The 20,938-nt window shown below is 71.2% G+C and carries 16 protein-coding genes; 8 read left to right on the top strand and 8 right to left on the bottom strand.

Translation table 11 applies throughout. The features are described 5' to 3' along the window. The first annotated feature begins 201 nt into the window (after positions 1-201). The gene (locus tag ACIQRL_RS16860; RefSeq protein ID WP_401331976.1) at positions 202-3,147 is read left to right on the top strand and encodes an FAD-binding and (Fe-S)-binding domain-containing protein; all 2,946 of its coding nucleotides are present in this window, start codon (positions 202-204) and stop codon (positions 3,145-3,147) included. 218 nt (positions 3,148-3,365) lie between these two features. Here the strand turns inward: ACIQRL_RS16860 and ACIQRL_RS16855 are convergent, their stop codons facing one another. Both ACIQRL_RS16855 and ACIQRL_RS16850 read right to left on the bottom strand, forming a co-directional pair. Further along, complete coding sequence (locus ACIQRL_RS16855; RefSeq protein ID WP_401331975.1) at positions 3,366-5,015, bottom strand: peptide-N4-asparagine amidase; 1,650 nt, start codon at positions 5,013-5,015, stop codon at positions 3,366-3,368. 260 nt (positions 5,016-5,275) lie between these two features. After that, complete coding sequence (locus tag ACIQRL_RS16850) at positions 5,276-6,031, bottom strand: L,D-transpeptidase family protein (RefSeq protein ID WP_401331974.1); 756 nt, start codon at positions 6,029-6,031, stop codon at positions 5,276-5,278. 219 nt (positions 6,032-6,250) lie between these two features. On the opposite strand from ACIQRL_RS16850, the gene ACIQRL_RS16845 reads away from it, so the two are divergent. The 4 genes from ACIQRL_RS16845 to ACIQRL_RS16830 all read left to right on the top strand — a co-directional run bounded on the left by ACIQRL_RS16845 (position 6,251) and on the right by ACIQRL_RS16830 (position 11,502). Continuing rightward, a complete protein-coding gene (locus ACIQRL_RS16845) occupies positions 6,251-8,152 on the top strand; it encodes an ABC transporter transmembrane domain-containing protein (protein ID WP_401331973.1) in 1,902 nt (633 codons plus the stop codon). After that, the gene (locus ACIQRL_RS16840) at positions 8,149-9,999 is read left to right on the top strand and encodes an ABC transporter ATP-binding protein (protein ID WP_401331972.1); all 1,851 of its coding nucleotides are present in this window, start codon (positions 8,149-8,151) and stop codon (positions 9,997-9,999) included. The genes ACIQRL_RS16845 and ACIQRL_RS16840 overlap by 4 nt, the downstream gene beginning before the upstream one ends. Before the next feature lie 720 nt (positions 10,000-10,719). After that, positions 10,720-11,190 (top strand): DUF5709 domain-containing protein, encoded by a 471-nt coding sequence (locus ACIQRL_RS16835; protein WP_401331971.1) that lies wholly within the window; start codon positions 10,720-10,722, stop codon positions 11,188-11,190. A gap of 36 nt (positions 11,191-11,226) precedes the next feature. After that, positions 11,227-11,502 (top strand): type B 50S ribosomal protein L31, encoded by a 276-nt coding sequence (locus tag ACIQRL_RS16830; protein ID WP_401331970.1) that lies wholly within the window; start codon positions 11,227-11,229, stop codon positions 11,500-11,502. A 263-nt stretch (positions 11,503-11,765) separates the two neighbouring features. Here ACIQRL_RS16830 and ACIQRL_RS16825 read toward each other — a convergent pair whose 3' ends face one another. Then, positions 11,766-12,560 (bottom strand): metal-dependent hydrolase, encoded by a 795-nt coding sequence (locus tag ACIQRL_RS16825; RefSeq protein WP_401331969.1) that lies wholly within the window; start codon positions 12,558-12,560, stop codon positions 11,766-11,768. 145 nt (positions 12,561-12,705) lie between these two features. Between ACIQRL_RS16825 and ACIQRL_RS16820 the strand changes: the two genes are divergently transcribed. Then, positions 12,706-15,219 (top strand): DEAD/DEAH box helicase, encoded by a 2,514-nt coding sequence (locus ACIQRL_RS16820; RefSeq protein ID WP_401331968.1) that lies wholly within the window; start codon positions 12,706-12,708, stop codon positions 15,217-15,219. Positions 15,220-15,238: 19 nt separating this feature from the next. Beyond that, positions 15,239-16,105 carry an acyl-CoA thioesterase gene (locus ACIQRL_RS16815; protein WP_401331967.1) on the top strand — a complete coding sequence of 289 codons (867 nt, stop codon included), beginning with the start codon at positions 15,239-15,241 and terminating at the stop codon, positions 16,103-16,105. Here the strand turns inward: ACIQRL_RS16815 and ACIQRL_RS16810 are convergent. The 5 genes from ACIQRL_RS16810 to ACIQRL_RS16790 all read right to left on the bottom strand — a co-directional run bounded on the left by ACIQRL_RS16810 (position 16,092) and on the right by ACIQRL_RS16790 (position 19,524). Next, positions 16,092-17,105 carry a DUF6397 family protein gene (locus tag ACIQRL_RS16810; RefSeq protein WP_401331966.1) on the bottom strand — a complete coding sequence of 338 codons (1,014 nt, stop codon included), beginning with the start codon at positions 17,103-17,105 and terminating at the stop codon, positions 16,092-16,094. The genes ACIQRL_RS16815 and ACIQRL_RS16810 overlap by 14 nt on opposite strands. A 127-nt stretch (positions 17,106-17,232) precedes the next feature. Continuing rightward, positions 17,233-17,646: a roadblock/LC7 domain-containing protein gene (locus ACIQRL_RS16805; RefSeq protein WP_401331965.1), complete on the bottom strand. Its 414-nt coding sequence runs from the start codon at positions 17,644-17,646 to the stop codon at positions 17,233-17,235. 201 nt (positions 17,647-17,847) lie between these two features. Beyond that, entirely contained in the window at positions 17,848-18,453 is a 606-nt protein-coding gene (locus ACIQRL_RS16800) for a GTP-binding protein (RefSeq protein WP_401331964.1), read from the bottom strand. Positions 18,454-18,653: 200 nt separating this feature from the next. Then, entirely contained in the window at positions 18,654-19,067 is a 414-nt protein-coding gene (locus tag ACIQRL_RS16795) for a DUF742 domain-containing protein (protein ID WP_401331963.1), read from the bottom strand. A 19-nt stretch (positions 19,068-19,086) separates the two neighbouring features. After that, positions 19,087-19,524, bottom strand: a complete 438-nt coding sequence (locus ACIQRL_RS16790) for a roadblock/LC7 domain-containing protein (RefSeq protein WP_401331962.1) — start codon at positions 19,522-19,524, stop codon at positions 19,087-19,089. A 209-nt stretch (positions 19,525-19,733) separates the two neighbouring features. On the opposite strand from ACIQRL_RS16790, the gene ACIQRL_RS16785 reads away from it, so the two are divergent. Next, entirely contained in the window at positions 19,734-20,936 is a 1,203-nt protein-coding gene (locus tag ACIQRL_RS16785; RefSeq protein WP_401331961.1) for an IS110 family transposase, read from the top strand. Positions 20,937-20,938 lie beyond the last annotated feature (2 nt).

Raw genomic sequence — 20,938 nt, 5'->3', positions numbered from 1 at the left:
TTCAGGGCGGAGTGGCCGCCGCTGGGGCTTCGCGTCACCGCCGGACCGATGGGGCACGGGGCTTCGCCGCCGGCCAGTGACCGGTGACCTAATCGGACGCCCGCCGCCCGCCGCCCGCCGCCGGTCGCCGGTCGCCGGTCGTCCGTGGCAGGCAGCCGACCGGGCAGCGCTGCTCGGTGAGCCCGTGAGGAGTGGTGCGCGATGCCTCTGCTGAAGCCCGACCCCGACGCGCTGCGGCCTGACGGACGTCCCGGGGTCCCCGCGGCCGACCGGGTCCCCGAGGACCGGGCCGGGGGCACCCCCGAGCCACTGCGCGGCGACCTGACCGCGCTGCTCGGCGCCGACAAGGTGCTGACCGGGGTCTCCGACCTCGTGCGCTACGCCTCCGACGCCAGTCCCTACCGCTTCGTGCCGCGGGTCGTCGTGGTCCCCGAGGACATCGACGACGTCTCGGCCGTGCTCTCGTACGCGCACGGCAAGCGGCGTGGGGTGGTGTTCCGCGCGGCGGGGACCTCCCTCAACGGCCAGGCGCAGGGCGAGGACATCCTCGTCGACGTACGCCGCCACTGGACGGGGGTCGAGGTCCTCGACGGCGGCACCCGGGTCCGTATCGCCCCGGGCACGACTGTCGCCCGCGCCAACGCCGCGCTCGCCCGGCACGGGCGCGTGCTCGGTCCCGATCCGGCCAGCGCGATCGCCTGCACGGTCGGCGGCGTCGTCGCGAACAACGCCTCCGGCATGACGGCGGGCACCACCCGCAACGCGTACGTCACTCTCGCCTCGCTCACCTTCGTGCTGCCGACGGGCACCGTCGTGGACACGGCGGAACCGGACGCGGACGAGCGGCTGGCGCACGCGGAACCGGCCCTGTGCGCCGGGCTCATGGAACTCAAGGCGGAGATCGAGGCGGATGCCGGACTGGTCGACCGCATCCAGGCCAAGTACGCGATCAAGAACACCAACGGCTACCGCCTGGACGCCTTCCTCGACGGTGCGACACCCGTCGAGATCCTGCGCGGTCTGATGGTCGGCTCACAGGGCACCTTCGGCTTCATCTCGGAGGTCGTCTTCGACACCCTGCCGCTGGACCGCCGGGTCTCCGCCGCGCTGCTCTTCTTCGGCTCGCTGCCGGCCGCGGCCGCCGCCGTGCCCCTGTTCACCGCCGCGGGCGCCTCGGCCGTCGAGCTCATGGACGGCAACACGCTGCGCGCCTCGGTGAGCGTCGAGGGCGTGCCCGGGGACTGGGCCGGGCTGCCCGGTCCGACGACCGCGCTGCTCGTCGAGTTCCGCGCTCCGGACGAGGCCGCGCAGGAGGCGTACGAGGAAAGGGCCCGCGCGGTGCTGGAGGGGCTCACCCTGGTGTCGCCCGTGCCCTCGGTGACGAACTCCCTCACCCGCGATCAGCGGACCGTCGCCGGCTACTGGAAGGCCCGCAAGGCGTTCGTCACGGCGGTCGGCAGTGCGCGTCCGTCCGGCACGACGCTGATCACGGAGGACTTCGCGGTGCCGCCCGGGCGGCTCGCCGAGGCCTGCGAGGCGCTGCTGGAACTCCAGGCCCGGCACGGTTTCGACGCCGCCGTCGCGGGCCACGCCGCGCACGGCAACCTGCACTTCCTGCTGGCCTTCGACGCGTCCAGGCCGGCCGACGTCGAGCGGTACGCCGCCTTCATGGACGCGTTCTGCCGGCTCACCGTCGAGCGCTTCGACGGCTCGCTGAAGGCCGAACACGCCACCGGGCGCAACATCGCTCCCTTCCTGGAGCTCGAATGGGGGCCCAGGGCGACGGAGTTGATGTGGCGCACGAAACGGCTGATCGATCCGGACGGAGTGCTCGCTCCGCGCATCGTGCTCGACCGTGACCCGCGCGCGCACGTGCGGGGCCTGAAGACGATCCCGCGCGTCGAGCCGATCGCCGACCCCTGCATCGAGTGCGGCTTCTGCGAACCGACCTGCCCCAGCCAGGACGTGACGACCACACCGCGCCAACGGATCCTGCTGCGCCGGGAGATGATGCGCCAGCCCGACGGATCCCCGGTTCAGGAAGGGCTCCTGGAAGCGTACGGGTACGACGCGGTGGACAGCTGCGCGGGCGACTCGACCTGCAAGCTCGCCTGTCCGGTCGGCATCGACACGGGCGCACTGATGAAGAAGTTCCGGCACGCCCGGCACTCGCCGCGCGAGGAGAAGGCGGCGGCGCTGGCCGCGCGGCACTTCCGCGCGCTCGAGGGCTCCGCACGGCTGGCCGTCGCTGCCGTGGACCGGATCGGCGACCGGCGGGTGAACGCCGTGACGCGGGCGGTGCGCAAGGCCGTACGCCCGGATCTCGTGCCCGAGTGGCTGCCGCGGATGCCGGGAGCCGCCGGCTCCGCCATGCCCGGCACCGCGCGCGTGGGAGCGGTGGCTGTCTACTACCCGGCCTGCGTCAACCGCATCTTCGGCGGTCCCGGAGACGTGTCGCTCGCGCAGGCCGTCGTCGCGGTCTCCGCGCGCGCGGGAAAGCCGGTGTGGATCCCGGACGATGTGAAGGGGACGTGCTGCGCGACGATCTGGCACTCCAAGGGGTACGACGCGGGCAACGCGGTGATGGCCAACCGTATCGTCGAGGCGGCCTGGGGCTGGACGGCCGGGGGCCGGCTGCCGTTCGTCGTGGACGCCTCGTCCTGCACGCTCGGCATCGCGCGGGAGGTCGTCCCGTATCTGACCGCCGACAACCGGGAGTTGCATGCCGCGCTGCTGGTCGTCGACTCGCTGGTGTGGGCCGCGGAGGAGTTGCTCCCCCACCTCACCGTGCACCGTACCCTCGGCTCCGCGGTGCTCCATCCGACCTGCTCCATGCGGCACTTGGACGACGAGGCACAACTGCGCGCGGTGGCCGAGGCGTGTGCCGACGAGGTGGTGGTGCCCGACGACGCCGGGTGCTGCGCGTTCGCGGGCGACCGGGGCATGCTCCACAGGGAGCTCACCGAGTCGGCCACCCGCGAGGAGGCGGCGTTCGTGGCCTCCCGCGACTTCGACGCGCACCTGTCGGCCAACCGCATGTGCGAGGTCGGAATGGATCACGCGACAGGCCGCGGCTACTACTCCGCGCTGCTGGCGCTGGAGCAAGCGACCCGCCCCGGGACCCGGGAGGCCGACCGGTCCGGATGACCCGGTCGGCCCGCCGGGTCGCCCCGCCCGGTCGGCCCGCCATGCCGGACGCCGGGACGGGCGCTTGGACGGACGCCGGGACGGACGCCTGCGTGCGCTTCCCGTCCCCGCCCCGGACGGCGGTGTTCGCGCGACCCGTCGTCACGAACGTCCGACGTCCGCGCTGTCCAACGGGCGGCCGACGTCCACGACCGCCTGTGCACCGCGGACGACCGTGCTCAGCAGCCGGCGCGGTCCTCCGTGAGCACCCCCTGCACGGTGCCCAGGGTGCGGTCGTAGCAGCCGGACGAGCCGTACAGCCGATAGCGCTCGCTCGTCGTGGCGACCGCGTGACGCTGGTCGCGCGGGACGTTCGCCGTGTACGTCGCGTCGCCCGTGTAGGTGTCGTCGAGCCGTGACCACGCGGTCCGTCGGCCACCCGACGCCTCGGCCACGGCGGCCCGGTCGCCCAGCGTGAGCACGGTCCGCAGCCGGTCGTCAGCGCCGAGGGCCGTCGTGCCGTCCATCCAGTACGTCCGCCGCGTGCGCGTCGTCGTGGCGGGTCCACGTCCGTCGACGGTCACCGTCTCGTCGTCGGTCCACGTCGCCTTGAGGCCGTCCGTGTTCTCTCCGTCCGTCCAGCGGTGCACGGAGCTGTCCGCGAGGGAGCGGCTGACGGTGGTCAGCACCCGGCCGTGCGAGGTGTCGAGGTATCCGGCGACCGTCAGCCGGTGCCTTCCCGTGGTGTCGACCCGGTTCTCCGAACCTGGCGTGTACGTGGAGGAGTTGGCAAGGGCGCCCGCCTCGGTCCGGGTGAGGGCACCGCTCACGTGGGCGCGCCGCGCGTCCTGCCAGACGAGCACGTTCACCGGCAGACTCCAGCCCGTCTGCCCCTCGGGAACGCCCAGGACGGAGACGTCGATCCGGTGCGGACGCCCGTCGTTGAGCAGTCCCGCGAACGGGGTCAGGTCGTACTCGACGGGTCTGACGTCGAAGGCGCGGGGCCCCGGGATCACGTACCAGAGGAAGGGGTTGGACCAGCCGCCGGTCCACACCGTCGGGAACGGCTCGGCGATTCCCGCGAGTCGGCCGTCCACCTTGATCTGCACCTCCCGGTAGGGGCCGTTGTCCGCCTTGCAGGAATACGGTGCCGCGCCCGGGACGGTCAGATACCAGAACTCCTCGCAGCCGCCACCGGACCCGGTCGCGTACACCTCGGCGATCACGCGCTCGCTGTTGCGCGGGGTGGTCAGCGTGCCGTCCTGGAGGGTCAGGACACGGTCGGGCGCCGCGACGGGCCTGCCCGCGTAGAACGTCAGCGTTGCCTTGACGTCGAGCACGCCGGTGTACGTGTCGTCCACGACGTTCCCGATCAGCATCTCGACGTCGCGGCTCTGCCGGAACGTGTCGCTGTAGCGCGTCACGTCCTTCTCCACGGACCACGCGATCCCGTCGGGCGAGGGTTCCGGAGTGGACGTACGGAGTATCTCCACCCCTCCGACATGCAGATACCCGAGGCGGTCGAACTGGCGCCCCTTGACCTTGCCTTCGAGCCGGAGCACGACCCTGCTCCAGCGGTCGCCGCAGCCCTTCGGCGGGGTGTACGTCCCCGTGTAGGGCGTGAAGTCGCGGAACTGGGCCTCGGCGAGGGTTACTTCACAGGACGGTGCCGCGGGCCTGCCGACGGGCGGAGCAGCGGTGACAGGGTCGTTCCAGTCGCTGCCGAACTCTGCGGGCACGTCGACTGATCGAGCGGCGGCGGGAGCGGGTGCCGCGGACACAGGACCCGCGACGGGCACGCCGGCCGCCGGAGCCGGGCCCGCCCCGATGAGGGCACTCGCCACGAGGATCACTCCGGCGAGCATGGACATGATGACCGGTCTACTCATGTGCGGTGTTCTACGGGGCAGTTGGGCTGACCGCAATGGTGCACCGGGGTTCCGGCCACCGCCCCCGCGCCCGGGGTTGGACTCCGGACTCCGGCTCCGGGCCCAGGGTTTGGGGCCCCAGCTCGGAGCCAGGGGCTTGAGCCTCCCGCCCGGGATCCGGGTGGCGGGACGGCCAGGACACCGGGGGCCGGACGGGGGCCTGGACCGCCGGGTGCCCCGCCTCCCGCCTGCGCCGGAGTTCCGGCACGGACAGCGGCCCGCTAGGCCTCCAGGTCGGCCTTGTCCCCCATCACCACGACGGGGTGCTGCTCCGGGTCGAGGGTGCGGAGCAGGTACTCCATGGCGGGCTTGGGCAGGCTCACGCACGCCGACGTGCCGCTGCCGTGGTCCATGTGCAGCCAAATACCGCCGCCCTTGTCGTCGCCCCAAGGACGGCTCGGGTCGTCCGGCGGACTGCCCTTGAGGCGGTTGTAGTCGATGGCGATGACGTAGTCGAAGTCGTGCCAGTACGACTTCCCCCAGTCGTGCGGCGCCTGGAAGGTCTCCGACTGCGTGTACGGCAGCCGGGCGCCGGGGTCGTCGAGCACACCACCGGCGTCGCTGAGCGTGAACACCCCGACAGGGCTGCGCTTGTCGCCCTCGTGATGGTCGGCGGTCCAGCCCCTCGTCCCGTTGTGCGCGGCCCAGCTGCGCGTCTTCTCCCAGGTCGTGCCGGACTTCGTGTACAGCACGGCCGTGGAGTCCGCGGAGTCCTTGCCCTCGCCGTAGACCGCGAGGACCTGACGGGAGTCGGAGGGGATCCGCCGCTGGATCCGGTCACCCACGTCGGGGATACGTTTCGGATCGACCGCGGGCGCACTCGTACGAGCGACCTCACCGCCGGCTCCAGCGCGCCCCTTCGTACCGCTCCCGGTCCCGCTTCCGCCCTCCGGGCCCCCGCAGGCCGAGAGGGTGACGGCGACGGCCCCGCAGACCATGGCGGCGAGCCACGTACGCATCGCACCGTTCTTTCGCATGCCGCCCATCCTCGCATCACGTATCGGGCGAATCACCCTCCCCTGGATCCCGGCCCGTCGCGGTCGCACCGGGCCGGTTCCTTGCCCCGGAGCGGAAAATCGTTTGCTTTCGACCACGCAGCGAAGCGAACCTTTCACGGTTTGCTGCCGGCCCCCGCGGCCGGACGGTTGCCGAAATCCGCGGCTCCCTCCATCCCTGACACGAGCCACTGGGACGTCATGCAGATCCAAGACCTTCCGTATCCCGACCCGGGTGTGCCCGACGCGCGCTCAGGTTCCCGATTCCTGTGGTGGCTCGGGCGGAACCAGCTCGGCGGACAGTTCAAGGCCCTCGCCTGGGGTCTGCTGCACTTCCTGGCCGTCTCCGCGCTCCCGTTCTGCGTCGGCCTGGCCGTCCAGTCCGTCGTCGACCACTCCGGCACCCGGCTGGCCCTGACGGGCGCACTGATGGTGCTGTGCGGCGTGTGCATCGCCCTGGGCGACACCATGCTGCACCGCACCGCGGTCACCAACTGGATCACCGCGGCCGCGCGCGTGCAGCAACTGCTGGCCCGCAGAACCGCGCTGCTGGGCTCCGCGCTCACGCGGCGCGTCGCGGCGGGTGAGGTGGTCGCGGTCTCCACCGGCGACGTCGAGAAGATCGGCTGGTTCGTGGAGGGCATGTCCCGGTTCACGGCGGCGGCCGTGACGGTGGTGCTGGTCTGTGTGGCCCTGGTCGTCTACCAGCCGGCACTGGGTGTGATCGTCGCCGTGGGCGTGCCGGTACTCGCGGTGGCCGTGCTGCCGCTGCTGCCCCGCGCCACCCGCCGCGCCGACTTCCAGCGGGAGAAGGCGGGCCGCGCCACCGAGCTGGCCTCCGACACTGTCGCCGGCCTGCGGGTGCTGCGCGGCATCGGCGGCGAGGATCTCTTCCTCGACCGCTATCGCCGCGCCTCCCAGGAGGTCCGCCGGGCCGCCGTGCGCAGCGCCCGTATGTGGTCGCTGATCTCGGCGATCCAGGTGCTGCTGCCCGGTCTGCTGATGATCGCCGTCGTCTGGCGCGGTGTGCAACTGGCCCGCGACGGCCGGATCACGGTCGGTGAACTGGTCACCGTGTACAGCGCGGTCATGCTGCTCGCATACCCCTTGCGGCATTTCGAAGAGATTGCCATGGCCTACTCCTTCTCGCGTCCGTCGGCCAGGCGAGCCGCCCGGGTCCTGTCCCTGGAGCGGGCCATGGACAGCACCGGATCGCTCGCCGCGGAGATTCCGTGCGGTGATCTGTACGACCCCGCGACCGGGCTGCTGGCTCCCGCGGGCAGGCTCACCGCGGTGGTGTGCGGCGACCCGGACGCGGCGGGGCTGCTGGCCGAGCGGCTCGGCGGCCATCCCAGCGAGCGGGGCGCGGAGACGCTCGTCGAGAGCGTGCGGACGAGCGACTCGGTGGTCCTCGGGGGCGTACCGCTGGACGAACTGCCCCTGGACTGCGCCCGTACCGCCGTCCTCGTCCAGGACAAGGACCCGGTGCTGCTGTCCGGCTCTCTGCGCGATCTGCTCGACGTGCCCGCGTCGGGTCTCGTGAGCGCCGAGGCGGCCCTGTCCGCCGCGCAGTGCGGCGACGTGCTGGACGCGCTCACCCAGGGCTCGCCTGCCGCCGAGGACCCGATGGAGGCCCGCATCACCGAACGCGGGCGCTCGTTGTCCGGCGGACAGCGCCAGCGGCTCGCGCTGGCCCGGTCCCTGATCACGGACCCGGAGGTGCTCGTCCTGGACGAGCCGACGTCCGCGGTCGACTCGCACACCGAGGCCCGGATCGCCGACGGGCTGCGCTCCCTGCGCGCCGGGCGCACGACCGTTGTCTTCACCTCCTCACCGCTGCTCCTGGACCACGCGGACCGCGTCGTCCTGGTCCACGAGGGCGAGGTCGTCGCGGTCGGCGCGCACCGCGAACTGGTCCACAGCGAACCGCGATACCGCGCCGTGGTGACCCGGGAGACCGAGGAGGAGGCCGCCGGCGAAGCCGCGGTCCGAACAGCTCCCGGCGGCCTGACCGTGGACGACGAAGCCGTTCTCGGCGGCGTGAGCGCGGACGGCGAAGCCGTTCTGGACGGCGTACTGGAAGAAATCGAGGAGACCGCATGATCGGCGTGGCGCCACCGGCGTACGACCCGGCCGCCCCGACAACGGCGAACACGCTGCCCGTCGGCGCGCCCGCGACCGTACGCGCCTACGTGACCGAACTGTTCCGACGGCACCGCACGGCCTTCCTGCTGCTGGTCGCCGTCAACACCGTGGCCGTCGTGGCCTCGATGGCCGGGCCCTATCTGCTGGGCTCGGTCGTCGAACGCGTCTCGGACCACACGCGCGAACTCCATCTGGAGGCCACCGCCGCCTTCTTCGTCGTCGCGCTCGTCGTCCAGGCCGTGTTCGTCCGGCAGGTGCGACTGCGCGGTGCCATGCTCGGCGAGCGGATGCTGGCCGATCTGCGCGAGGACTTCCTCGTACGGTCGGTCGGTCTGCCGCCCGGCATCCTGGAACGGGCCGGGACGGGCGACCTGCTGTCCCGCATCACCACCGACATCGACCGGCTCGCCAACGCGATGCGCGAGGCCGTGCCGCAGCTCGCCATCGGTGTGGTGTGGGCGGCACTCCTGCTCGGCGGGCTCGCCGTGACCGCCCCGGCGCTCGCCCCCGCCGTGCTGGTCGCCGTTCCCGTGCTGGTGGTGGGCTGCCGCTGGTACTTCAAGCGCGCGCCGGCCGCCTACCGATCGGAGGCGGCCGGATACGCCGCCGTCGCCGCCGTCCTCGCCGAGACGGTCGACGCCGGGCGCACGGTCGAGGCGCACCGTCTGGGCCGGCGCCGCATCGAACTGTCGGACCGCCGGGTCCGGGAATGGACGGCGTGGGAGCGGTACACGCTCTGGCTGCGGTCGGTCCTCTTCCCGGTCGTCAACGTCACACATGTGACGGTGCTCTGCTCGGTCCTGATGATCGGCGGGTTCTTCGCCCTCCAGAGCTGGATCGGGGTGGGCCAGCTGACGACGGGCGCCCTGATCGCCCAGATGCTCGTCGACCCCGTGGGACTGATCCTGCGCTGGTACGACGAGCTGCAGGTCGCCCAGGTCTCGCTGGCGCGGCTGGTCGGTGTCCGGGACATCGAGCCGGACGCGGGCGACCCGGCCGTGGCGCCGGACGGACGCGACGTTCACGCGGACCGGGTGCACTTCGGCTACCGCGCGGGCGTGGACGTACTCCGGGAGGTCTCGTTGGCGGTGGCGCCCGGCACCCGACTCGCCCTGGTCGGCCCGTCCGGCGCGGGCAAGTCCACGCTGGGCAGGCTGCTCGCCGGTATCTACGCGCCCCGGGACGGCCGGATCACGCTCGGCGGTGCCGAACTGTCCCGGATGCCGGCGGAGGAGGTCCGCTCGCACGTGGCCCTGGTGAACCAGGAGCACCATGTCTTCGTGGGCTCCCTGCGCGACAACCTGCTGCTCGCCGTCCCCCTCGCCCGGCAGCGCATGGACGCCGAAGCGTCGGCCGAGACCCGGACCACGGCGCCGGCGGAAGGCGTCGAATCCGTCGATGCCCAGCTCTGGGCGGCTCTCGGCGCGGTCGACGCGGACGGCTGGGCCCGGGCGCTGGACGACGGTCTGGACACCGAGGTCGGCTCGGGCGGGTTCGCGCTCACTCCGGCCCAGGCCCAGCAGATCGCGCTGGCCCGGCTGGTACTGGCCGACCCGCACACCCTGGTCCTGGACGAGGCGACCTCGCTCCTGGATCCGCGGGCTGCGCGCCACCTGGAACGCTCGCTGGCCCGCGTTCTCGACGGCCGAACCGTCGTCGCCATCGCCCATCGCCTCCACACCGCCCATGACGCGGACGTCATCGCCGTCGTCGAGAACGGCCGCATCAGCGAACTCGGCAGCCACGAGGAACTGGTCGCCGCGGACGGCGCGTACGCGTCGCTGTGGAGGTCCTGGCACGGGTGAGCGGGGCGTCCGTCCAGGGCTGACCGCGAGGAGTGAGCGGGGAAGCGAGCAGGGCCGCCCGGCCCTCGTGGGTGAGCCGAGGGCGTCGCGCGGCACCTGACCGCCGCACGCACCGCGGGCGCCGGCCGGGGCCACCTGGTCAGCCCCCATGAGCGGGGTACCGACCGAGCCAGCCGGGCCAGCCCCCATGAGTGGCCTACCGACCGAGCCAGCCGGGCCAGCCCCCATGAGTGGCCTACCGACCGAGCCAGCCGGATCAGCCCCCATGAGCGCGGAGCCGACCGAGGCCGCCAGGCCATGCGGCCGGGGCTGTCGGTCCGGTGCCGCCCTCACGCCGGTGCGAACCGGCGCGGAACCGTTCGCCCGGCGCGGCGAGCCGGTGCCCTCCCGCAGCTCAGCGGCGTGGGTCGACGGTGGCCGGCGCCCGCGTCGGGCACGGCCGGTGCCGTCGCACCGCCCGCCGGGAGCGGGGTCGCGGCCGCCCTCGGCACACCCCGCAAGAGGCCGGGCGGGCCGGACGTCGGCCCTTGCGGCGCGACGGGTCAGCCCCTGTGGCGTTGCGCGGTGCCGAAGGGGGGTGGAAGTCTGGACGTGGGCACCCGCTCGGGGGACTCCCGGGAACCACCCGGTTCGCGCGGGGCGACGCCTGTGTCCTCGGGCCCGCGCGCCCGCCGTCGAACACGGCGGCTCCGGTCCCGTCCGCACCCCCTGGAGGTACCCGTGGACAGCGCCGACGGATGGGGAGACGACGTCTACCAGCCCGACGGATCCGAGGTACAGGACGACGCGGGGCTGCTCGACGCCGAGGACACACTGGTCACCGACGGCGTCAGTGACCCCCTCGACCGTGGCTGGTCCCCACCGGATCGGCCGTGGGCGGTGGAGCACCGCGGGGTGACGGCCTCGGAACGCCGGGCGGGCGAGAGCCTGGACCAGCGCCTCGCCGACGAGCTGCCCGACATCGCCGAACCCGACGGAGACGGCATCGGCGACTGCCAGGGCACCGACGGAGAGCCCCTCGACAACGAGGTGGGCGCCCTGCGCTCGGGTCGTCTGGTTGCCCCGAACGAAGGCGCGCACGAGGACGAGGAGAGCGGGCTCATCGCCACGGACATCGGCATCGACGGCGCCGCGGCCTCGGCGGAGGAAGCCGCGATGCACATCGTCGACGAGGACGCCGTGCCCGGCTGACCGGCACCCGTCCCGCGTCTGCCTCAAGGAGTTCCCATGCAGCAGGACAAGCAGCCCGACTACCACCCCGTGGTCTTCCGCGACCGCGCCGCGGGCTACGCCTTCCTCACGCGATCGACCGCGACGAGCGACCGGACCATCGATTGGGACGACGGCGAGACCTACCCGGTCGTGGATGTCGAGATCTCCTCGGAGAGCCACCCCTTCTACACGGGCAAGGCCCGCACGGTGGACTCGGAGGGCCGCATCGCCCAGTTCGAGCGACGGTTCGGAGGCGGGGAGCAGGGAGCGGGCGCCGGGGAGAACGGCTGAGCGCGACGGGCGCCCGCCCTTGAGCCAAAGGCGTCCCGCCACCGCCCGAACCCCACACCGGGACGGGCCACCGCTCCCGCCGCCGCACACGGCCACCGCGGTCACGAGCCGTCCGGCGCCGGTCCTGAGGACCGGCAAAACCGAGCGCCGGGGCGGCTGGAGAGGCACCGGGCACCGGCGTCGTGGCCAGGCAGGAGCCGAGCGCCTGCCTGGCCCAGCGGCAGCGGCAGCGGAGCGCTGGTGCCACTCGGGAGCCGCCGAACTCAGATGAAGTTCAGCGCGGCCGCACAGCCCACGGCACCCAGCAGCATGAACACCGGCGTCAGCACCTTGAGCTCGACCCAGCTGCCCGCGCGGAAGCGCATCACCTTGGGCGGGCCTATCGGGTACCAGCGCTTGCGGCCGACCGGGATCGGCCACAGGATCGGGCAGCCGGACACCGTCAGCGCGTCCCCGATGCAGTGCACCAGGGCGCCGAGGACGACCGGCAGGCCGAGCCACAGGTACTCCTGGCCCGGCGCCGTGAACAGCCAGTCCGCGCCGTTGCCCGGCTTGTCCAGGGTCTGCGCGAGGATCCACGAGGTCGTCGCGGCGAGCAGCCAGACCAGGATGTCGCTGCTGGAACCGCGGGCCGCCCGCCACAGCAGACCCTCGATGGCGAGCACCATGTGCACGAAGAGGATGGCCAGGACCGCCCAGCGGCCGCAGGTGATCGCCAGCACGGCCGTACCCGATCCGATCATCACCGCCCACAGCCACGTGTGGGTCAGCGTGCGGTGACCGCCGTTGCGCCGGGGGTCGCCCGGCTTCCTGGTCCCCTTGTAGGCGGCGTAGGAGAGTTTGTCGACGATCTCGCAGAGCCTTCGGGACACCGGTCCGAAGGCGTTCGAGATGGTGGCGGCCTTGTGGTCCAGGTCCGGGGCGAGTGCGGCGCCGGCGCAGATCAGGGCGCCTACGAGCAGGACCGGCCAGGGCATGGTGTGGCCGGCCGCCGCGGCCGCCGCTCCGACGCCCAGCCAGGCCGCAGCCCCCGACAGTGAGTGTGCTGGTCCCATCATGGCCGTTCCCCGCCCCATTCCTCTTGTACCGCTGTCCAGTTGTCCGTGCGCGCTGACGCGTCGCCGGCGCCACAGCGTAGCGGTCGTGATCTTCCCCCGAGCAGCCGATTCCCCCATCACGTGTATCGACAGGCAAGATGGGGGCGTGACCCTTATCGATCAGCTGCCGCAGACCGCAGACCCCGACGCCCTCTACGAAGCCTTCGAGTCGTGGGCCGGGGAACGCGGTCTCACGCTCTACCCCCATCAGGAGGAGGCGCTGATCGAGGTGGTCTCGGGTGCGAACGTGATCGTCTCGACGCCCACCGGCTCGGGCAAGAGCATGATCGCCGCGGGGGCGCACTTCGCCGCGCTCGCCCGGGACGAGGTCACTTTCTACACAGCGCCGATCAAGGCACTGGTCTCGGAGAAGTTCTTCGAGCTGTGCAAGATGTTCGGCACCGAGAACGTCGGCATGCTGACCGGCGACGCCTCCGTGAACGCCGACGCACCGGTGATCTGCTGCACCGCCGAGGTTCTGGCGTCCATCGCGCTGCGGGACGGCAGGCACGCCGACGTCGGTCAGGTCGTCATGGACGAGTTCCACTTCTACGCCGAGGGCGACCGGGGCTGGGCCTGGCAGATCCCGATCCTGGAACTTCCCCAGGCGCAGTTCATCCTGATGTCGGCGACGCTCGGCGATGTCTCGATGTTCGAGAAGGACCTCACGCGGCGCACGGGCCGCCCCACGGCGGTGGTGCGCTCGGCGACCCGGCCCGTCCCGCTGTCCTACGAGTACATGCTCACTCCGCTGACGGAGACGCTCACCGAACTGCTCGCCACCAAGCAGGCTCCGGTCTACATCGTGCACTTCACCCAGGCGCAGGCCGTGGAGCGGGCGCAGGCGCTGATGAGCATCAACATGTGCACGCGTGAGGAGAAGGACCAGATCGCCGAGCTGATCGGCAACTTCCGGTTCACCACCAAGTTCGGTCAAAATCTCTCCCGTTACGTACGCCATGGAATCGGTGTGCACCACGCCGGCATGCTGCCCAAGTACCGCCGACTGGTGGAGAAGCTGGCCCAGGCCGGTCTCCTGAAAGTCATCTGCGGCACGGACACCCTCGGTGTCGGCGTCAACGTGCCCATCCGCACGGTGCTGTTCACCGCGCTGACGAAGTACGACGGGACGCGGGTGCGCACGCTGCGCGCCCGCGAGTTCCACCAGATCGCCGGCCGGGCCGGGCGCGCGGGGTTCGACACGGCGGGCTACGTCGTCGCTCAGGCGCCGGAGCACGTCATCGAGAACGAGAAGTCGCTGGCCAAGGCGGGCGACGACCCGAAGAAGCGCCGCAAGGTGGTGCGCAAGAAAGCCCCCGAGGGCTTCGTCGGCTGGACGGAGAGCACCTTCGACAAGCTCATCACCTCCGACCCCGAGCCGCTGACCTCGCGCTTCCGCGTGACGCACACCATGCTGCTCTCGGTGATCGCCCGGCCCGGGAACGCCTTCGAGGCGATGCGGCACCTGCTGGAGGACAATCACGAGCCGCGCAAGCAGCAGTTGCGGCACATCCGGCGGGCCATCGCGATCTACCGCTCGCTTCTCGACGGCGGGGTCGTGGAGAAGCTCGACGAGCCGGACCCGACCGGCCGCATCGTGCGGCTCACCGTCGATCTCCAGCAGGACTTCGCGCTCAACCAGCCCCTGTCGACGTTCGCGCTCGCGGCGTTCGAGCTGCTGGACCCCGAGTCCCCGTCGTACGCCTTGGACATGGTGTCCGTGGTGGAGTCCACGCTGGACGAGCCGCGGCAGATCCTCGCGGCCCAGCAGAACAAGGCCCGTGGCGAGGCCGTGGCCGCGATGAAGTCCGACGGCGTCGAGTACGAGGAGCGCATGGAGCGGCTCCAGGACGTGTCGTACCCCAAGCCGCTGGAGGAACTGCTCTTCCACGCGTACAACACCTACCGCATGAGCCATCCGTGGGTCGGCGACCACCCCTTGTCGCCCAAGTCCATCATCCGTGACATGTACGAACGAGCCATGTCCTTCACGGAGTTCGTCTCCCTCTACGAGCTCGCCCGCACCGAGGGCATCGTCCTGCGCTACTTGGCCAGTGCGTACAAGGCCCTTGAGCACACCGTCCCGGACGACCTCAAGTCCGAGGACCTGGAGGACCTGATCGCCTGGCTGGCCGAGATGGTGCGACAGGTCGACTCCAGCCTCCTCGACGAGTGGGAACAGCTCGCCAACCCCGAGGTGATGACGGCCGAGGAGGCCCAGGAGAAGGCCGACCAGGTCAAGCCGGTCACGTCGAACGCCCGCGCCTTCCGTGTCCTCGTGCGCAACGCGATGTTCCGCAGGGTCGAGCTCGCCGCACTGGACAACGTCGACGAACTCGGCGAGATGGACGGCGAATCCGGCTGGGACGCCGATGCGTGGGGCGAGGCGATGGACAAGTACTGGGACGAGTACGAGGACCTCGGTACCGGCCCCGACGCCCGTGGCCCGAAGCTGCTGTCGATCGTGGAGGAGCCGCAGAACGCACTGTGGCGCGTCCGGCAGACGTTCGCCGACCCGAACGGCGATCACGACTGGGGCATCAGCGCGGAGGTCGACCTCGCGGCCTCCGACGCCGAGGGCCGTGCCATCGTCAGGGTCACCGACGTCGGACAGCTGTGAGCACAGGAGAATCCCACCCATGACGAACCCAGCCGAGAGGCTCGTCGACCTGCTCGACCTGGAGCAGATCGAGGTCAACATCTTCCGGGGCCGCAGCCCGCAGGAGTCCCTGCAGCGCGTCTTCGGTGGCCAGGTGGCCGGCCAGGCGCTGGTCGCCGCCGGCCGCACCACCGAGGGCGACCGGCCGGTGCACTCGTTGCACGCGTACTTCCTGCGTCCGGGCCGGCCGGGCGTCCCGATCGTGTACGAGGTCGAACGGGTGCGGGACGGACGGTCGTTCACCACGCGCCGCGTCACCGCTGTGCAGCAGGGCCGCACGATCTTCAATCTGACCGCCTCCTTTCACAAGCCCGAGGAAGGGAGCTTCGAGCACCAGCTGCCGCCGGCGCGTGAGGTGCCGGACCCCGAGTCCCTGCCGACGTTGACGCAGGAGATCGAGGAACATCTCGGCGTGCTTCCCGAAGCGCTGGAGCGCATGGCGCGACGCCAGCCTTTCGACATCCGTTATGTGGACCGGCTGCGCTGGACGCCCGAGGAGACCAAGGACGCCGAGCCGCGCAGCGCGGTGTGGATGCGCGCCGTCGGACCGCTGGGCGACGACCCGCTCGTGCACACATGTGCGCTCACCTACGCGAGCGACATGACTCTGCTCGACGCCGTCCGCATTCCGGTGGAACCGCTCTGGGGTCAGCGCGGTTTCGACATGGCGTCGCTGGATCACGCCATGTGGTTCCATCGGCCGTTCCGCGCGGACGAGTGGTTCCTGTACGACCAGGAGTCACCGATCGCGACGGGCGGCCGCGGCCTTGCCCGCGGACGCATCTACGACCTGAAGGGACGCCTGCTCGTCTCGGTCGTGCAGGAGGGCCTTTTCAGGGCGCTGTAGGCGGACGCGCGTCCAGGTTCCTTCGGCGCAGCCATCCGAGCAGCCGCCGTGAACGCGCGCACTCCGGCGGCATGAACGGGGCGTCCACGGCCGCGTGCCCTTGGCGCGCGGCGCGCGAAGCGGTGATCGGTGACGGCGGGGCCGCTGACGGTGATGCTCCCGCCGATCGCCCCGCCGACGATGTGGCGGCCGGCCTCCGGGCTGTGCCGGATGAGGCGTCCACGGCCGGGCGGGGCGCCGGGCGAGCTTCTCTGGCTTCGGACACGCTCTGCCCCAGGTCGGCCCTGAGCCAGCTGATCTCGTCGGGGTCGTCCGCCGTCGTGATGCGCTCGGCGATCCGGGCTCCGGGCGAGTCCGGGGCGGCTTGTGAAACAGGCGCGGGCCGGAGGCGGTTGAGATGGGCGCGCTCGTAGGGATCCTTGACAGTCTCAGCCACTTGGACGGGGTCGAGCAAGGACGCCACCACCGCGGCGCGGGCCCAGGGATCCTCCGTCTGCCTCAACAGGAACCCCAGGTGACGGCCACGCCAGTTGCGAGGACGGAGGTCGAGGCCTTCGTCCAACTGATCGCGGAGTCCTTCGGGCGTCCGGCCGCTCAGCAGCGGCGTGTTCTGCTGGTCAGTGGCGAACTGCCTTAGTTCCTCGGCGAGGTAGAGCCAGACAACGACCCTGTAACGGCTCAGATAGAACTTTACCGGCACCACCAGTCCCAGGCGGGCGAGGCGGGTGAACCGGGTGGTCGTGACACCCAGGAGAGCGGCGCCCTCCGTGGTGCCGACGGTCTTCACCCGCTCGCGGAGCGCTTCCGGGAAGCCCGCTTCGGCACGCACCCGGTCGATCTCGGCACGTGCGACCCGGCGTCCCCCGCCTCCCTCGTCAGGAACCGAGCGCACGCAGCCGAGGTGCAGGGCGAGGTCGAACTCGCCGCGCCTGAGTTCCAGTTCTCGTGCGGCTCGACCGAGTGATGAGGTGGCGGACTGCGTGATGGTGCTGCCGGGCATGGCGGTCTCCCCTGTGGTGTAGGAGGCTCGCGCCGGTGTGCGCTCGCCTCGGGAAAAACCGTATCCGGCTCGTCGGACATCGTGGCGAGCCTGTGGATAACTCCAGCCGCGACGACATACCGTCAGGTCAGAGGTCTGAAGCGGGCTTGCCTTCCGGCTGTCGCGCATCCACGCGGAGGTGTTCGCCGACGCGGTTCACGAGCAAGGTCATCTCGTAGGCGACCTGGCCGATGTCCGCCTCCGCACCGCTGAGGACGGACAGACAACTGCCCGCGCCGGCCGCGGTGACGAAGAGCACCGCTTCGTCGAACTCGACCATCGTCTGCCGTACTTGCCCGGCACCGAAGTGCCGGCCGGAGCCCTTGGCCAGGCTGTGCAGTCCCGATGACACCGCGGCGAGGTGTTCGGCGTCCTCGCGTCGAAGTCCCGTGCTCGCGCCCGTCACCAGCCCGTCGTTGGACAGCACCAGCGCGTGCCGAACGTGCGGGACGCGTTCGGTGAGGTCGTCCAGCAACCAGCCAAGTCCCGTTTTCTGCTCCATGATCCGGTCTCCCCGTGTGTCGCTCCTCCCTGGCCGGAGGATTCGACCAGCAAGCCTTCCCCACAGCAGCCGTCCGGGCAAGGCGGACGGGTGGCATGGCAGAGAAGATGGCCGACGAGCAGGTGCGAGCGGCCGGGCCGCGGGGAGCCGTGCCATGGTGCCGGGGCAGGACAGTGCCTCAAGAGGCGTCGATGAGCGGGCTCAGCCGACGGACTCGAGCAGCCGGGCGGTGTGTACCCTCCCGGCGTATTCGACGAGCCGGATCAGCACCTCCTTCCCGGAGTCGCGGTCACGGGCGTCGCAGAGGACGACCGGCGTACCGCGGTCGAGGTCGAGGGCGCGGGACACGTCCTGGGCCCCGTACGCGCGAGCGTCCGCGAAGCAGTTGACGGCCACGACGAACGGGATGCTCCGGTGCTCGAAGTAGTCCACCGCGGGGAAGCAGTCCTCGAGTCTGCGGGTGTCCGCCAGGACGACAGCGCCCAGCGCCCCCGTCGACAGTTCGTCCCACAGGAACCAGAAGCGGTCCTGGCCGGGCGTTCCGAAGAGATACAGCGAGAGGCCGGACCTGATGGTGATGCGTCCGAAGTCCATCGCCACGGTCGTGGTGACCTTCTGGCCCACTCCGTCGGTGTCGTCCACCGACTGACCGGCCTCGCTCAGCAGTTCCTCGGTGCGCAGGGGCCGGATCTCGCTGACCGCGCCCACCAAGGTGGTCTTTCCCACGCCGAACCCGCCGGCGACCAATATCTTCAACGCCAGGGCGGTCGGGTCGCCACCCGAGGCATCGGAGTTCTCGGAGACCATCGATCACTTCTCTCGGGAGTGCCGACAAGCGTCGGCATCGGGGCGTCTGTACGGGTGCTCGAAGCCAGAAGTCAGCATCATGACAACTGCGGCTCCGACGGGCGGCGTTGGACCGCACATTGCCCATTGCGACCGGAACACGCCCGTTCCGCACCCTGGAGTGAACGCGAGCGGCCGTCGCGCCGACCGACGTGGATCGGCTAGAGCGCCCTCAGTCCCTCGATCACCTCGCGGAGGATTCGCTCGTCAGGCAGTTGCGCGGGCGGCACCGGGCGGCTGACGGTGACGCAGCTCCGCTCCAGGAGGTCACCCACGAGTACCCTGACCACACCCACGGGAAGATCGGCGCCCGCGGCCAGTTCGGCGACCGACTGCGTCTCGGTACGGCACAGTTCGATCAGGGTCCGGTGCTCCGGACCGAGCGAGGTGTCCTCGTCTGCTCCTGGCGCTGCCTTGTCGAGCGTGACCAGGGCGATCAGATCGAAGTGCATCCCGGTCGGACCGGCTTTGGTGCGGCCGCCCGTCACCGCGTAGGGGCGGACGAGGGGTCCCGCCTCCCGGTCGTACCACTGGCTGCCCGGCTGCGGCGGGGCGCCCGTTGTGTCCTCGGTCATCTGCACGGGCCGTCCTCGGTCATCCGGCCGCGGGCGGCTGTGCGGCGACGCGCGGCGGGGCGTGGAGATGCTCGCCGACGCGCTTGACCAGGAGCGCCATCTCGTACGCCACGAGGCCGATGTCAGCGGTGACGGCGGTCAGGACGGCGAGGCACGAACCGTCTCCCGCCGCGGCGACGAACAGGAAGCCCTCGTCCATCTCCACCATCGTCTGGCGTACCCCGCCCGCGCCGAAGTGGCGGCCCGCTCCCTTGGCCAGGCTGTGGAATCCGGAGGCGACGGCCGCGAGGTGTTCGGCGTCCTCGCGTCGCAGGGCGGTGGACGCGCCCACCGCCAGTCCGTCGTTCGACAGCACCACGGCGTGCCGTACTTCGGTCACGCGCAGCACCATGTCGTCCAGCAGCCAGTCGAGTTCACCGGACCGCTGGGCGCTTCCTGTGCTCGGGTCCTGGATCATGCGGGGTCCCTAAGAATGTTGGCGGTCCGGGAGGACCGGGTGTGGCTGATGCGGAGTTGCCGTTGATGGCTCAAGGAGAATGGCCGCCCGGTCCTCCGGGACGCTCCGACCACTGATTGAGAACTGCGGTCATCGCTGGTTAGGGACCTGTCGGCGGAGTGTTCTTCGGACCATGAAGTGCTGGTCACGAGAGACACGGAGCGACAGGCTTGAGCACGGGTTACGAGCGGATATGGGTCGGCGTCGATGCCGGCAAGGGGCATCACTGGGCGGTCGCGGTCGACGCCGACGGCGAGACGCTGTTCTCGACGAAGGTCATCAACGACGAGGCCCGGATCCTCACCCTCATCGACACGGCCCGCTCGCGGGCCAGTGAGGTGCGGTGGGCAGTGGACATCTCCGGCCGGGCCTCCACCCTGCTGCTGGCCCTGCTGGTCGCTCACGGCCAACAGGTGGTTTACGTCCCCGGCCGCACCGTCAACCGGATGACCGGCGCCTACAAGGGCGAGGGAAAGACCGATGCGAAGGACGCCCGGGTCATCGCTGACCAGGCCCGCATGCGCAGGGACTTCGCCGCGCTGGACGCACCCCCGGAACTGGTCTCCAGCCTTCGGGTGCTGACGAACTACCGGGCCGATCTGATCGCCGACCGGGTCAGGCTGATCAACCGGCTCCGCGACCTGCTGGTCGGCATCTGCCCCGCACTGGAGCGGGCTTTCGACTACTCCGCAGCCAAGGGCCCGGTCGTCCTGCTGACCGAGTACCAGACCCCGGCCGCCCTGCGCCGGATCGGCGTCAAGCGGCTGACGACCTGGCTGGAGCGCCGCAAAGTCCGCGGCGCCGACACCGTCGCGGCCAAGGCCGTCGAGGCTGCCCAGTGCCAGCAGATCGCGCTTGCCGGGGAAAAGCGGGCCGCGAAACTGGTCTGCGACCTGGCCCACCAGCTCCTCGCCCTGGACGAGCGGATCAAGGACAACGACCGGGAAATCCGCGACACCTTCCGCACCGACGTGCGCGCCGAGATCATCGAGTCCATGCCCGGCATGGGCCCCATCCTCGGCGCCGAGTTCATCTCCATCGTGGGTGACCTGTCCGGCTACCTCGATGCCGGGCGTCTGGCCTCCCACGCGGGACTGGCCCCAGTCGCCCGAGACTCCGGCCGGCGGACCGGCAACTACCACCGGCCCAAGCGCTACAACCGGCGCCTGCGGCACATCTTCTACATGGCCGCACAGACTGCGATGATGCGGCCCGGCCCCTCCCGGGACTACTACCTCAAGAAGCGATCCGAGGGCCTGCTGCATACCCAGGCCCTGCTCTCGCTCGCCCGCCGCCGGGTCGACGTGCTCTGGGCGATGCTGCGTGACAAGAGGCTGTTCACCTCCACCCCGCCGGTCACGCAGACGGCTTGACA

Source organism: Streptomyces sp. NPDC091209, from assembly GCF_044757755.1.
Taxonomy (GTDB): domain Bacteria; phylum Actinomycetota; class Actinomycetes; order Streptomycetales; family Streptomycetaceae; genus Streptomyces.
Note: the sequence above shows the minus strand (reverse complement) of the source record. Positions and strands in the feature narration are given on the sequence as shown.

Excerpts from the sequence above, each read along its gene's own strand:
- ACIQRL_RS16800 (WP_401331964.1), bottom strand. The coding sequence starts at position 18,453 with ATGGTCTCCGAGAACTCCGATGCCTCGGGTGGCGACCCGACCGCCCTG.
- ACIQRL_RS16810 (WP_401331966.1), bottom strand. The coding sequence starts at position 17,105 with ATGCCCGGCAGCACCATCACGCAGTCCGCCACCTCATCACTCGGTCGA.
- ACIQRL_RS16845 (WP_401331973.1), top strand. The coding sequence starts at position 6,251 with ATGCAGATCCAAGACCTTCCGTATCCCGACCCGGGTGTGCCCGACGCG.
- ACIQRL_RS16815 (WP_401331967.1), top strand. The coding sequence starts at position 15,239 with ATGACGAACCCAGCCGAGAGGCTCGTCGACCTGCTCGACCTGGAGCAG.
- ACIQRL_RS16825 (WP_401331969.1), bottom strand. The coding sequence starts at position 12,560 with ATGATGGGACCAGCACACTCACTGTCGGGGGCTGCGGCCTGGCTGGGC.
- ACIQRL_RS16795 (WP_401331963.1), bottom strand. The coding sequence starts at position 19,067 with ATGACCGAGGACACAACGGGCGCCCCGCCGCAGCCGGGCAGCCAGTGG.
- ACIQRL_RS16855 (WP_401331975.1), bottom strand. The coding sequence starts at position 5,015 with ATGAGTAGACCGGTCATCATGTCCATGCTCGCCGGAGTGATCCTCGTG.
- ACIQRL_RS16830 (WP_401331970.1), top strand. The coding sequence starts at position 11,227 with ATGCAGCAGGACAAGCAGCCCGACTACCACCCCGTGGTCTTCCGCGAC.
- ACIQRL_RS16840 (WP_401331972.1), top strand. The coding sequence starts at position 8,149 with ATGATCGGCGTGGCGCCACCGGCGTACGACCCGGCCGCCCCGACAACG.
- ACIQRL_RS16850 (WP_401331974.1), bottom strand. The coding sequence starts at position 6,031 with ATGCGAAAGAACGGTGCGATGCGTACGTGGCTCGCCGCCATGGTCTGC.
- ACIQRL_RS16790 (WP_401331962.1), bottom strand. The coding sequence starts at position 19,524 with ATGATCCAGGACCCGAGCACAGGAAGCGCCCAGCGGTCCGGTGAACTC.
- ACIQRL_RS16860 (WP_401331976.1), top strand. The coding sequence starts at position 202 with ATGCCTCTGCTGAAGCCCGACCCCGACGCGCTGCGGCCTGACGGACGT.
- ACIQRL_RS16805 (WP_401331965.1), bottom strand. The coding sequence starts at position 17,646 with ATGGAGCAGAAAACGGGACTTGGCTGGTTGCTGGACGACCTCACCGAA.